Source organism: Flavobacterium sp. P21 (genome assembly GCF_050632225.1).
In the GTDB taxonomy this organism is placed as follows: Bacteria; Bacteroidota; Bacteroidia; order Flavobacteriales; family Flavobacteriaceae; genus Flavobacterium.
On the sequence record NZ_CP192585.1, the window covers coordinates 5,191,181 to 5,205,735 of the forward strand.

The 14,555-nt window shown below is 32.0% G+C and carries 5 protein-coding genes and 6 pseudogenes; all 11 read right to left on the reverse strand.

Going from position 1 to position 14,555, the window contains the following annotated elements; all coding sequences use genetic code 11:
* Positions 1-7 precede the first annotated feature (7 nt).
* A complete protein-coding gene (locus tag ACQ9BO_RS26190; RefSeq protein ID WP_431245221.1) occupies positions 8-946 on the reverse strand; it encodes a flavin reductase family protein in 939 nt (312 codons plus the stop codon).
* 104 nt (positions 947-1,050) lie between these two features.
* Positions 1,051-2,106, reverse strand: coding sequence for a Wzz/FepE/Etk N-terminal domain-containing protein (locus tag ACQ9BO_RS26195; protein ID WP_431245222.1), 1,056 nt, complete (start codon positions 2,104-2,106; stop codon positions 1,051-1,053).
* Positions 2,107-2,127: 21 nt separating this feature from the next.
* Positions 2,128-4,577: pseudogene (locus ACQ9BO_RS26200) on the reverse strand (SLBB domain-containing protein).
* Between the two features lie 49 nt (positions 4,578-4,626).
* Positions 4,627-5,673 (reverse strand): dTDP-glucose 4,6-dehydratase, encoded by a 1,047-nt coding sequence (rfbB, locus tag ACQ9BO_RS26205; RefSeq protein ID WP_431243079.1) that lies wholly within the window; start codon positions 5,671-5,673, stop codon positions 4,627-4,629.
* Between the two features lie 10 nt (positions 5,674-5,683).
* Positions 5,684-6,692, reverse strand: a pseudogene (locus ACQ9BO_RS26210) (mannose-1-phosphate guanylyltransferase).
* A gap of 31 nt (positions 6,693-6,723) precedes the next feature.
* Positions 6,724-8,007 (reverse strand): annotated as a pseudogene (locus tag ACQ9BO_RS26215) (nucleotide sugar dehydrogenase).
* Between the two features lie 286 nt (positions 8,008-8,293).
* Positions 8,294-8,758, reverse strand: coding sequence for a UpxY family transcription antiterminator (locus tag ACQ9BO_RS26220; RefSeq protein WP_431243080.1), 465 nt, complete (start codon positions 8,756-8,758; stop codon positions 8,294-8,296).
* 84 nt (positions 8,759-8,842) lie between these two features.
* On the reverse strand, positions 8,843-10,234 hold the full coding sequence (locus ACQ9BO_RS26225; protein WP_431243081.1) for a UDP-glucose 6-dehydrogenase: 1,392 nt from the start codon (positions 10,232-10,234) through the stop codon (positions 8,843-8,845).
* A 21-nt stretch (positions 10,235-10,255) separates the two neighbouring features.
* Positions 10,256-11,246: pseudogene (locus tag ACQ9BO_RS26230) on the reverse strand (SDR family oxidoreductase).
* Between the two features lie 22 nt (positions 11,247-11,268).
* Positions 11,269-13,702 (reverse strand): annotated as a pseudogene (locus ACQ9BO_RS26235) (polysaccharide biosynthesis tyrosine autokinase).
* Between the two features lie 30 nt (positions 13,703-13,732).
* Positions 13,733-14,523 (reverse strand): annotated as a pseudogene (locus tag ACQ9BO_RS26240) (polysaccharide biosynthesis/export family protein).
* Positions 14,524-14,555: the final 32 nt, after the last annotated feature.

Here is a 14,555-nt window from a genome sequence, read left to right on the forward strand (position 1 = left end):
TTATATATTATATTTCAACATAAACATTATCTGTCAAAGGATAACTGCAACAAAGCAAATATTCATTTTCAGTTAAATCAGTTCGAGGCTTTTCTAGGCCAATCATTCTCATTTTGCCAGAAAGTAATCTACCCTTACATGTACTGCAGTTTCCCGTTTGGCAAGAATAAGGCAATTCAATCCCAAGTTCCAAAGCTTCTTCAAGAATAGAATTTCCTTTATTAATTGTAATTTTATTTTCAATACCTTGAAAATCTAATCTAATTTCCTGATCAAAAATATCTTTAAAATCTTCGGGATTTTTTACTATTTCAAAATCCTCTGAAAATAAATTTTTTAAATGCCCTTCACATTCTAATAAAGATTCCTTAATTGTATTCTTGAGTCCGATCGGACCACAAACATAATGCTTTACAGGATGCTCAATCTTTTGCATCAATTCCTGAACAAAAATTGAGTTAATTCTTCCTGTAAAATTATGAGACTCATCATCAAAAAAAACCTCTTTAGAGTAAAAATAATAGACCTTAAAACGCTCTGGATAGGCTAATTTTATTTTTTCTAATTCATGATGAAAAATTATAGATTTCTTTGATTTGTTACCATAAACTAGATGTATCTTAATTAATGATTCAGCAAACAATAAGTGTTTTATCATGGAAAAAAGAGGTGTAATACCACTTCCAACACCCCAAAACACAACTGTTTTAGTAGATTCATCAGATTCAAATACAAAGTCCCCTATAGGTTCTTGAACTTCAATAACATCATCAGCCTTAATAAAATCATTAATATAGTTAGAAACAATACCTCCCGGCACTCTTCTTACAGTAACATCAAGCGTTGAATCTATTCCTGGTGCGGAAGAGAATGAATAAGGTCTAACATATCTTCTGCCATTGATTCGAAACTGAAGTGTAAGATATTGGCCTGCTAAGTATTTAATTTTTTTAGGCCCGGTTGTTTAAAACATAAGGTTACTGTATCTCCAGTCTCTTTTCTAACTTCTTGAACTTTTAAAGTATATTTTTTCATCATAACTAAAAACTACTATTGGAGATTTCCTAATAATCTTTTGATAATTAAAAACAACGAAACAAGAAAAACTGCTAATCCGCCTCCAAAAACAATTCCTTTCAATTTTCCTAAACGTTCTTTAGGTAATGGAAAAATAGGCCTATCAATAACTTGAATCAATGGGGTTTCTTTACGTAATGTTACTTTTGCCAATTCGGCCTGTTTAACCAATTCAGTTAAAATTGCCGTGTTTGCTTGTACATCCACTTGTCTTCTTGCTGAAGGTGCTCTTCGGACATTTAAAGCTGGATTCAAATTGAATGTATTATCATTTGCGACTGCTACGCCTGTAATTGCACCATTTAGTTCTCCACGTATTGAATCTACCTGATGTTCTAAAATCGCCATATTCATTCTGGCTTTTTTACTTTTTGTTTCTACATAAAATTTTCCAACTTGTTTTGCTAAAGCTTCACAAAAAATTTTTGCAAATAATTCATTAGTAGAACTAACATCCATAGTTATGATTGAGGCTTTTTTATCTTTTTGAGAAACAGACAAGTCTGATTTAGATAGCTTTCCATATATTTTTCCTAAAATACTATCCTGAACTCTTGTAAAGTTTTTTCGATTAGCATTAGGTAAGAACTGTATTTTATATATGGATGGTTTATCTTTCCAAGATTCACGCCATTCATTATTTTTAATATATAACTCTGCAATGGAAATCTCTTTACCATTTAAGTTAATTGGAGACAATAGTGTTTTCTCAACCATTGATCTTGACTTAAACAACTCCGTTAAATTAGTACCTGTAAAGATTCCACCTCCACTTCCTCCTAAATCTAAACCGAAAGAACTAGCTAAGCCCAAAGCTCCGCCTAAACCACCTCCTCCTGACTTATCATCTTCTAAAGCAAATGACAATGTTGCTGTATAAACAGGTTTTTTAAAAATCGAGTATGTTAACCCCAATACTGCCCCTATAATTCCAACACATAAAATAATTTTCCATTGAGAGAGTAAATAAACATACCATTCTCTTGTCTGATCTATTAAATCTTTTAACGAAATCCCATCGTTTTCAATAGTTTTTTTTCCATTAAGAAATTATTTAAAAGCCGTTACAATCAACAAGGCTAAACTAGTAAGCACACTTCCAATACTAACCCATTCCCCAGTGCTCATTTTCTTAGTTTCTGGTTTTTCAGGCACTACAATCTGTGAGTCTGGCTCAACAGTTGGATATGATCTAAAAAAAGGAATGATTGAGTTACAGCCGCCTTCCCATTTGGATAAATAATATATGCTTTTTTCTTCCAGCCTTTTTGGTCCACTCCTCCAACTGCATTAATATAATATTTAAATCCTTTACCACTTCTGTATGGAATTTCAGAAGTTAACAGTACATTTCCTGTAACTTTAACCCCCTCATTATAAACAGCAACTTCAATTTCATCACCTGGAAATAAAGTTACATTAGAATAGTGATTTTTATCTTTTACAATTTTTTCCCAATTAACTGGAATAGTGGCATATTTCAGCTCTTCTTTTAATTTTTTTGCTAATTTTTCTTTTAAAGTATCATTTTTAGATAAATTCAAATCAATGCTTTCAATTTTTTCAATTTGTTCCTGCTTTATAGGTCTTTTAATTTTCATTCCATCTAAATTTGCAATAGATGTCAACCCTCCAGCTCGCATAACAACATTATAAACCGTTTCTTTTTTGTTCGCCAAAACATATTTTCCCGGATATCCGACTGCTCCACTAACAATCACCATTTGAGGTTTTTCATATACTGCCATTTTACGAATATTGATTACATCAAAAGGCTTTAAGATGAAATTTTTAACCTGCTCATTATTGTCTGCAGTAATTTCAAGCTCTACTAATTCTACACGCTTTGGGTCGGCATCATCAATTTCATCTGACTTTACCATTCTAGCAATTTCTACTCTTTTTGATGCTGAGCCAGTTAGGCCTCCAACTTGAACTACGAGATCATTTAAAGTTAAATTTTCAAAATATTCGTACTCTCCAGGATTTTTTACTTCACCATCAATTGTTACTTTATACTCTTCTCTAAAATCTAATATAGAGTACACTGTTACAATGTCTTCTCGTTTTAATTCAATATCAGCATTTAAATCCCCTGACAATGCCCCACCTAAATCAACATTTACAATTTCAGTAGTTAAATCTGTTTTTAATCTAATAATTCTTGCGCGTTTTGTATAGGCATCTTCTTTAAGTCCTTCTGCTCTTGTAATAAGATCGGAAATTCGCATTCCTTCATTAAACGAATAATAGTCTGGTCTAAAGACAGCTCCTTCAATTTTGATACGATTTTCAAAACGATTTAAAATTTTAGTCACTTTAAAAACATCTCCTGATTGTGGTATATAAGTATTATATTCACTTTCATTAATATCGTGAACTTTAAATTCTTTTCCTGTTTTTTGTAAAACATTTACCGAAGCTGTATATGCAAACTCATTAAATCCAGAAGCAAAAGTCAATAAATCAGAGAATTTTTCTCCCTTTTTCATTTCGAAGATTCCAGGACGTTTAACTTCACCCTCAACTACAACTCTATCGGTATAAGAAGGGATTCTAATTACATCATTATCTTTTAATGTAACATTATCAGATTGATCTCCTTTAACTAAAAATTTGTAAATATCAATATTTCGATAAACCTTATTATTTCTTAACAACTCTATATTTCGATAACTTCCGTTTTTTCCTGGACCACCGGCTAAGTGTAATGCATTATAAACTGTTGACAATGACGAAATTGAATAATTACCAGGTTGTTTTCCTCCAACAATTGTAATTTTAATCGTTCTTATTCCACTCAAACTAACGCTCACTTGAGATTGTCCAGATCTTACTGTACTGTAAACTCTAGCAATTGCGGCTTTTATTTTTTGAGTGGCGACTTCAATTGTCATTCCTGAAACAGCAATTTGTCCTACATAATCAATAGTGATTCTACCTTCAACACTTACTGGAATACTTGCGTTAAACTCCTGAACTCCATACACGCTTACTTGTAACTCATCTCCAGGCCCTAAAACATAATTTACTGGAGTTGCCAACTTTAAATCTGGCTCAAAATTCAAAGTAGGATTATCAAAAAGTTCAGAACCAAAAATCAAAGCATTTAATGAGTCTTTAACTTTGTCATTTTTGATTTTTTCTTGTTTTCTACCAAACTCTGAATCCTTATCTGTTTTCTTTAACTTATTATCTTTTTCTGTGTTTTTATTTTTATCAGAGTCTTTTGCAATTTTCTTTTCATATTCCGTAAGTTTAACTCTTAATTTATTAAACTCCGTTTGAGTCATACCTTTGGACAATGCCATTTGTTCAACTTCATCAAGAGTTGCATTATTACTTTTTAGCTGAGCACTGATTTTTGCCAAATCATCATCTGACAAATAATCAACCTTTACAGTACTTAAGTCTTTAGATTTAAGCAGATCCTGAGCATGCCCATTGTAAGACATTAATAAAACAAAAATTAGTGTAAGAACGTAAGTTATCTTTTTCATTTCAACTATAGTTTTAACTTTTTATATCTTAAAAAACAAATATTATAGATTATGAATATTGTTTTTTGTAATAATCTTTATAAGAACCAGAAGTTACATTTTTTAACCATTCCTCATTATTTAAATACCAATTAATGGTCTTTTCCAAACCTTCTTCAAAAGTTACAGATGGTTTCCATCCTAATTCTTTATTAATTTTTGAAGCATCAATTGCGTAACGCAAATCATGTCCTGGTCTATCTTTTACATATGTAATCAACTTTTCAGATGTTCCTTTTTCTCTTCCTAATTTCCCATCCATAATTTGGCATAATAATTTCACCAAATCAATGTTCTTCCATTCATTAAAACCTCCAATATTATAGGTTTCATGATTTTTACCTTCATGAAAAACTAAATCAATCGCAATAGCGTGATCTTCAACAAAAAGCCAATCACGTGTATAATTCCCATCTCCATATACTGGTAGAGACTTATTGTTTATGATATTATTTATAAAAAGTGGAATTAATTTTTCAGGAAAATGGTATGACCCATAATTATTTGAACAATTTGTCAAAACATAAGGTAGTCCATAAGTTTCACCATATGCTCTCACGAAGTGATCTGAACTTGCTTTCGACGCAGAATATGGGGAATTTGGATCATACGGTGTTGTTTCGGCAAACAATCCTTCTGCGCCAAGCGAACCATAAACTTCATCTGTACTAATATGATAAAATCTCTTTCCTTCGAAATTATCTTTCCATTGTTTTTTTGCGGCATTTAATAAATTCATTGTCCCGATAACATTTGTTTTCACAAATGCAAGCGGATCTTCAATAGAACGATCTACATGAGATTCTGCGGCTAGATGCAAAACTCCATCAAAATTGTTTGCTTCAAAAAGCTCATTTATAAAAGTTTCATCTACTATATCTCCTTTCACAAAAGTATAATTGGGCTGATTTTCGATATCTTTAATGTTTTCAAGATTTCCAGCATAAGTTAATGCATCCAAATTAAAAATTTGATATTCTGGATACTTATTAACAAAACGTCTAACAACATGTGAACCAATAAAGCCAGCGCCACCTGTGATAAGAATTTTTTTCATTTTAAATTTATTAGTTTAATAATTCTGAATTTTGCTTTTCAAGTTCGCTGTAAATATCTTTTACATCTTGCGAGTTTTCTTTCTGCAAAATCAAATTAGCAGAATCCGTGTGAACAAATATTGTATTTTTTAATCCTAAAAAAGTAGTATGCAAATCACATCCAATTACCATATTTCCATTTTGATCTATGGGATGGCCTTTCGAAACTAAATAATCATAAACCGATTCAAATGATCCTAGATCTGACCAAGAGAATGATGCCGGTACCACTTTAATTTTTTTACTACGTTCCATTACAGCATAATCAATACTGATTGATGGTATCTCTAGTGATAAATCTAAATCTAAAAATCCGTCTTTGCTTGATTCCCACACAGCTTTAGATTTCTCATACACATCAGGTTGAAATTGTTTTAATTCATCCAAAAGGACTCCTGCCTTAAAGCAAAACATTCCACTGTTCCATAAAAAATTTCCTCTAGCAATAAACTCTTTTGCTGTCGTTTCGTTTGGTTTTTCGCGAAATGAAATCACTTTGTCTCCTTTTGACTCGATATAACCATATCCTGTTTCAGGTTTTGTTGGAATAACCCCAAATGTTACAATAAAACCATCATTTGCTTTTGAAACAGCTTCTTTAATTGCATCATTGTAATTATCCATTAAATCAATAATATGATCTGAAGGAGTTACAATTAATACATCTTCCGGATCAGATGCAAAAGCGGCAAATGCAATTGCTGCTCGCAGTATTTCTAGGAGTTGCTTCAACAATATTTGTATATAAAGTTTTGGATTTATCCATCACTTTTCCACTTAAATGATGATTATCAACATTTCCCACTACCATAACTTTATTTGCTAAATGACTATTTCTATCTACAGTCATTTCAAATAAAGACTTCCCTTCAAATATTTCTAAATATTGCTTTGGCTGACTTTTACGAGAAAGCGACCATAATCTGCTACCTACTCCACCAGTTAAAATTACATGTGTAATTGTTTGTTTTGTGCTCATATTTCTAACTAAAAAAAAGAATCCTAGGAAACTATAATCTGTTATCAGCTACAGTACCTAAAACTCCTTTTATATCATAAATTAAACTTTTTTCCTTCTGCAAATTCGAAAATTCTAATTCTAAAAACTCAACATGTGAGACTCCTAGAACTATTGCATCAAATTTATTGTTTGGAATAGAGTTTAATGTTACTAAATTATACTCTTTTATTACATCATCTGCATTTGCTAGGGGATCAAATATTGTTACTAAAATCCCATATTCTGTTAAAGCTTTTACAACATCAACAATTTTGGTATTTCTAACATCTGGACAATTTTCTTTGAAAGTAATTCCAAGCATTAATAATTGTGCCCCATTAACAGAAATACCCTTTTTAATCATCAACTTCACTATTTGCGAAGCTACATATTCACCCATACTATCATTTAAACGTCGTCCTGCTAAAATTATTTCAGGATGATATCCAAATTCTTGTGCTCTTTGTGCCAAATAATACGGATCAACACCTATACAATGTCCACCTACTAAACCTGGTTTAAACGGTAAAAAATTCCACTTCGTAGGCTGCTGCATAATACTTCTTGCGTATCTATATTCATTAAATTGAATATTTTAGCTAGCTCATTTACAAAAGCAATATTAATATCTCTCTGAGAATTTTCTATAACTTTGGCGAACCTCAGCGACTTTTATTGTTGGCGCTAAATGCGTTCCTGCAGTAATTACAGTTTTGTATAAAGCATCTACTTTTAAACCAATTTCTGGAGTAGATCCAGAAGTGACTTTTAAAATTTTCTCAACAGTATGTTCCTTGTCTCCCGGATTGATGCGCTCTGGCGAATATCCTGCATAAAAATCAACATTAAATCTAAGTCCTGAAATTTTTTCTAAAACAGGTACACATTGTTCTTCTGTTACACCAGGATATACTGTAGATTCATAAATTACGATGTCTCCTTTTTTCAAAACCTTGCCAACGGTTTCACTCGATTTATATAATGGAGTTAAATCAGGACGATTATTTTTATCGACAGGTGTTGGAACTGTAATAATAAAATAAGTACAATCTGCAATATCCTCTGAGATATTTGTACAATAAAGACCTACCTCTTTTGTGGGCTTATCGACCAATACTTTTTTCAAGGTATCTTGATCAATCTCTAAAGTTGAATCTATTCCAGATTTTAAACTAGCAACTCTCGATTCATTAATATCAAATCCAATAACTGGATATTTTGTAGCAAACAATCGTGCTAAAGGAAGACCAACATAACCTAACCCTATAATAGCTATTTTTATGTTTTCGTTCATTTAAAAAATATTAGCATTAATCATAACAACACATGGCTTCGCCATTCCAAGTCCCATTTATTTGCTCGGTTTACTAAAAAAAGTGTATTCTCGGCAAATATAACATAATAACTCAATTTATTCAATACGGTTTCCCGTAATACTAGTAAAACAAAAAATAAGAAAAATTTTAAAAACCGCAACTCGCTATTTATCAGCATGTAAAAAAATACACTATAAAAAAAACAGAAAATAAAATCTCAAATCCGAGCATTTTTATCTTCTGCTTTTATTTTTTTAGTTAAAACTACTTGTATTTTATCTTGAGAACACAGCCCATAGACTCTAAAACCAAAATATAATGTGTTTTTGAAACTTCCTGTACAATTGCATCTTGATTACTAAAAGCTCCTGATTCTAATTTTATTCTATCACCTACTTGAATTGAAGACACTGAAATATCGCTGACATTTGTATCTTTCAAACTAGCTCTAATTATGTTAATCTCTTCCTCCCTAACAATTGCAGGTTTTCCAAGCCAAAACAAATATCTCACAACACCCGGAATATTGAAAACAGAATTTCGGTCAATTTCTGAAAGTTGAACAAATACATAAGAATTAAAAAGAGGCACTTCAACCTTCTTTTTCCTATCTGACCATTGCTTAACTTGAGTAATTAATGGACAATAGCATTCTATACCTATTTGAGTAAGTCTTTCAGCAACTTTTTTCTCCCATTTGGGCTTTGTATAAAGTACATACCAATTCATAACTCTTTTATTGAAATAAAATTTTCGACATCTTCCTACCTAATTAATTTAATATTAAATTCCATTTCAATACAAATCTCAACTTTAAGAACCTATTCCTTTATAAACAAATCCGATTGCTTCCAATTCTTTTGCTTCCAATATATTCCTTCCATCGAACAAAAATGCCGGTTTATGCATGGAGTCATATATTTTTTGCCAATCATATGTCGCAAATTCATCCCATTCCGTTAGGATTGAAATCGCATGCGCGCCCTTACAAGCCTCATAAGGATCCCCAAATACAGTTAAAGCTTTACTATTATCTTCACTTGATCTTGTTTGCAAATAATCTAAATCACTTAACATTTTGCTTTGCGAAACCTTAGGGTCATATACTGAAATATTTGCCTGCTCATTAATTAAATCATCTGCAACATAAATAGTCGCTGATTCTCTAGTATCATTGGTATCCTTTTTAAAGGCCCAACCTAAAAATGTTATCTTCTTATCTGCAACTGTATTATATAAAGTCTGAACTATCTTGTTAGAGAATCTTCTTTTTTGATGATCATTCATTATGATTACTTGTTCCCAATAATCAGCCACTTCATTTAGCCCATAAGATTTTGCGATATATACTAAATTCAAAATATCTTTTTGAAAACACGATCCTCCAAAGCCTACAGAAGCTTTTAAAAATTTTGGCCCAATTCGGCTGTCCATTCCAATTGCTTTTGCAACTTCATTTACATTGGCTCCTGTCTTTTCACACAATTCAGACATTGCATTTATTGAAGAAATTCTTTGTGCCAAAAATGCATTTGCTGTAAGCTTAGATAATTCCGATGACCATACATTTGTTGTCAAAATTTTATCTTTTTCAACCCAATTTGCATAAACATCAACCAAAGCACTAATCGCATCTTCCCCTTCAGGTGTTGTATCTCCTCCAATTAAAATTCGGTCTGGATTTAGCAAATCAGTCACCGCGGTTCCTTCTGCCAAAAATTCAGGATTTGATAAAATCTGAAACTGAACTCCATTTCCAGTATTGTCTAGAATACTTTTTATTGCTTCTGCTGTTCTAACAGGCAAAGTTGATTTTTCTACAACTATTTTATTCTCTTTTGCAACTTTGGCTATCTGCCTAGCACATAACTCAATATATTTTAAGTCAGCGACCATACCTTTTCCTTTTCCAAAAGTCTTGGTTGGAGTGTTTACCGATATAAAAATTACTTGAGCTTCATCAATTGCTTTTTCAACGTCGGTTGAGAAGAATAGATTTCGCCCTCTAGCTTCTGCTACGATTTCAGACAAACCTGGTTCATAAATTGGAATATTTTCTGTATTAGGATCATTCCAATCTTTAATTCTTTGTTCGTTCAAGTCAACGACTGTCACTTCAATATGTGGACATTTTTGAGCAATAACTGCCATAGTTGGTCCTCCAACATAACCAGCACCAATGCAACAAATTTTTGTAATTTTCATTTATTCTACTATTATCTTAGTCTATTTTTCTCTTAAATTATTCCAGTACCAACTTACTGCTTCTTTTAAACCTTCTTGCAAAGAATATTTTGGATTATAATCCAAAATATTCTTTGCTTTCTCGATACTGGCCAATGAATGCGGAATATCTCCAGCTCTATTTTCGCCATAAACAATTTGAACGTCAGCAATTTTTGGATCAAATTCTGAAAGATATTTTTTTAAATATCCCATTAAATCATTTAACGTATTGCGCTCACCATACGCCGTATTGTAAATGGTATTGACAGCGACCACATTTTTGCTTTTGATTGCTAATTCATTCATTTGAATTACATTTTCAATGTATGTAAAATCTCTTGAATAATTTCCGTCACCATTTATAATTGGGCTTTCATATTTCATCAACTGCATTACGAACTTTGGAATTACCGCAAGCATACGCTCCTTTTGGATCTTGCCGCCTTCCAAAAACATTGAAATACCTCAAACCTATGGTTTCCAAACCATATGTTTTACTAAAAATCTCAGCATACAATTCATTAACATATTTTGTAATGGCATATGGAGACAAGGGTTTGCCTATAACTTCTTCAACTTTAGGCAATCCTTCAGAATCTCCATAAGTTGAAGAACTTGCCGCATAAACAAAGCGCTTTACTTTTTCATCTCGGGATGCAACAAGCATATTTAAAAATCCAGAAACATTTACATCATTTGTTGTAATGGGATCATTAATTGATCTCGGAACAGATCCTAGAGTCGCCTGATGCAAAACATAATCAACTCCTTGCACAGCCAAAATACAATCAGCTAAATTTCGGATATCGCCTTCTATTAATTTAAAATTTGAATTTTCTATAAAACCATCCAAATTATGACGATGACCAGTTGAAAAATTATCGAGACAAATTACTTTATTTCCAAGCGCCAAAAAATACTCGCATAGATTTGAGCCAATGAATCCTGCACCTCCAGTAATTAAAATTGTATTTTGACTTGATGTTTCCATTTAAATCAGATTTATTTCTTCATCAATTTATCAAAGAAGCCTTTAACTGATTTTGGCTTTTTTCATCTTCAAGATATCCGTTTGAATAATCTCCATAACCATAACCATACCCGTACCCAGACCCATATTTTGCCTTATTTTCATAGCCGTTTAAAACAATGCTCGCGTTACTCAACTCACCTCTTTTAACCCTTGTGTTTAGCAACTTAATCATGTCTTTTTTAGTGTAATTTTGCCTTACAATGTATAAAGTAACATCTGAATATTGAGATAATTCCAGAGCATCTGACACTAGACCAACTGGCGGTGTATCTAAAATGACATAATCATATTTTGCTTTTAATTCCTCAATCATTTCGCGCATAGCATCACTTAATATCAACTCTGATGGATTTGGCGGAATGGGACCAGAAAGTATAACATCGAGATTTGGAATTTGAGTTGAATTCGTAATTTCAGCAAGGCTATTTTGTTTAATCAAATAATTCACAACTCCAGTTTGATTGACTAAACCAAACTCGTCTGCCAGTCTTGGTTTTCTTAAATCCAAGCCTATAATAACAGTTTTCTTTTCGCTTAACGCAAAAACTGTAGCGATATTTATAGAGCAAAATGTTTTTCCTTCTCCACTTATTGAAGACGTAATCATCAAAGTTTTTGCCCCACTAACCTGCTGTTTTTTATACAAAAACTGCAACGAAGATCGTATTGCCCTAAATGATTCGGAAAGAGCTGATTTTGGTTTATCAAAAACTGCCAGATTAACACCTCCCTTATTTACTCCAACTACTCCAATTATTGGTATTTGAGTAAGTTTAGTAACCTCTTCGGTATTTTGGATGGAATTATTAATAAAAAAGATCACCAAAATAAATGAAAGCGGAATCAGAATCCCTAAAAACAACGCCAATATATAATTTACTGAGGTTTTTGGCCCCACCAAAACTCCATTAATCCCTTTTGCTGGGTCAATAAAGTGAATATCGGACAAATTAGATGCCCTTACAATTTCTGCTTCATTTCGTTTCTGCAAAAACGACGTATAAATATTATCATTTAAATCATATTTTCTTTTGATTTTCAATAATTCCTGTTGATCCTCCGGCAAACTCTTTGCTGTATTTTCAGCCTCATTGATTTTAGCATTTACCAATGACAAATCATATAATAACGAAGCCTTTGCAGAAGTAATATTCTCTAGCAAAACGCTTTTTAATGCCTCCATTTGATTATCAAAATCTTTAAAAATCTTATCACTTTTTACAGCATAAGCCATTTCTGACCTTTGAGCAGAAAGGGCAATTAGTTTCGAAATATTTGCCACAATATTAGGATCATCAATTCCCGCCACAGATGGAGCTGGCAATCTTGAATAATCAACACTATTATTAAGATAAGCCTTTAAAGAATTATAATAGGTAATTTTTCTAGTTACCATATCTTTCTGAGCATCAAAATCCATTATCTTATTAGAAAACTTATCAGTCCCCCTTCTATTTCATAGATATTCTTGTCTTTTCTAAATGACTTCAACTCGTTTCCAGTTTGTTTCAATTGCGCTTCCATTGCAATAAGTGTACTGTCAATGAACTTTATTGTATTAGTTGCAAATTGATTCTTTCCATCAAGTTGAATTTTGATCAGCATCTTAACTGTTGAATTCAGATATTCCACAAGTCTTGCCTTGTTAGTCCCCTGCATGCTCAATGTTAATATCGAACCTCCTTTATCGTCAGAACTCACATTGACCCCTTTATAGCGAGACACAGTTCCGTCAAAGTCATTAAACTTAACATAATATTCATTTCCTTTATACAAGCCTGGATTATCAGTAATTTGAAGCTTCCAGTTTAAAAAGGGAGAGAAACTTGCTCACCCACCTTATATTTCTTTACAAATTCTATCGGTTGAACAGCTGTATTAGAATACGAATTTTCAGCATAGTTTATCAATGAAACAGAATTACTTTCAAATGGTATACGAACTTCATATACATTTTCACTGAGGAATTTAATTTTAATTAGTGTATTTGCTAATTGCCCTCTAGACTTATCAATATTAACATAAAAAGGCACTACACCATAGGAGTCAATCAAATTGTACTTCCCCATAGTCAAGTAATCAATATAATATTGCAATTTACTAACAACCAACTCATTATGAGATCTTGACTGTAATACGGTTTTAATTCCGTTAACTTGATCTGAAATTCCACCCCAGTTAAAAACCAAACTTGTATTTGAAGTAAAAAAAGGATTGCTTTCTTCTTTAATTGAAATCAAAGTCTGCATTCCATAAATTTTTTCTTTACGGATATTTACTTGATACGCAATTGTAAATGCAATAATCAAGCTTACTAAAAACCATTTCCAATAACTGAGGATTTTAAGCAACAAACCTTTAAAATCAAAACTTGACTGATTTTCAAAAATCGAAAAATCTTTTATATCTAACATTTTCTAAGTCTAAATTATAGTTTTGATAAATTATTTAAGAATTAAATAAACAGTAGTTGCCAATGATAATAAAGTAATGATGGTTCCTATCGACTGAATTCCTGTCTGCCCGGTTCCCCATGTTTTTTGCCTCAATGGTTTTACATAGATATAATCATTAGGCTGTAAATAGTAATAGGGTGATTTCATTACATTAACATCAGTAAGATCAATTTCATTCATTTGCACACCTGTAGGTGTCTGACGAATGATCGTCACGGCTTTTCTATTTCCTACAGTATTTATATCTCCTGCATTTGCAACAGCTTCCATAATATTCACGTGCTCTTGAAACAATGTTTTTGTCCCTGTGCTTCCAACTTCACCATTAATTGTATATCTGAAACCTGCTAATTTTACTGTTACGAAAAGATTTGCTTCTGTTTTAAAATATTCTTCAAGTAATTTTTTTCAATTATTACTCTAACTTCTTCTAAAGTATATCCAATTACATTTATTTCGCCTAAAATTGGGATTCTAATATTCCCATGATCATCAACTGTAAAACCATCAAAATATAATGCGGCTTCAGACCTTCCAGTTGTACTGGTGGCATTTTCTGACTTGCTAAAAATAGAAACCAATTTAGGATCTATTGCTTTTATATTAATACTTAAAACGTCATTGACCTGTAGCCTATAAGGCTTAGTTCCTACTGCGGCAACTGTATTTGATTCCTCTGAAGTATTTTTATCCTGCAGATATACTAAATCTTTTATAGGGATACATGAAGTAAAAAGTGTACTGACCAACAGCAGAATATAAAAGCTTTTTTTTGTCATTGTTAAAATTTTATCGCAAATATAGCTTTTCA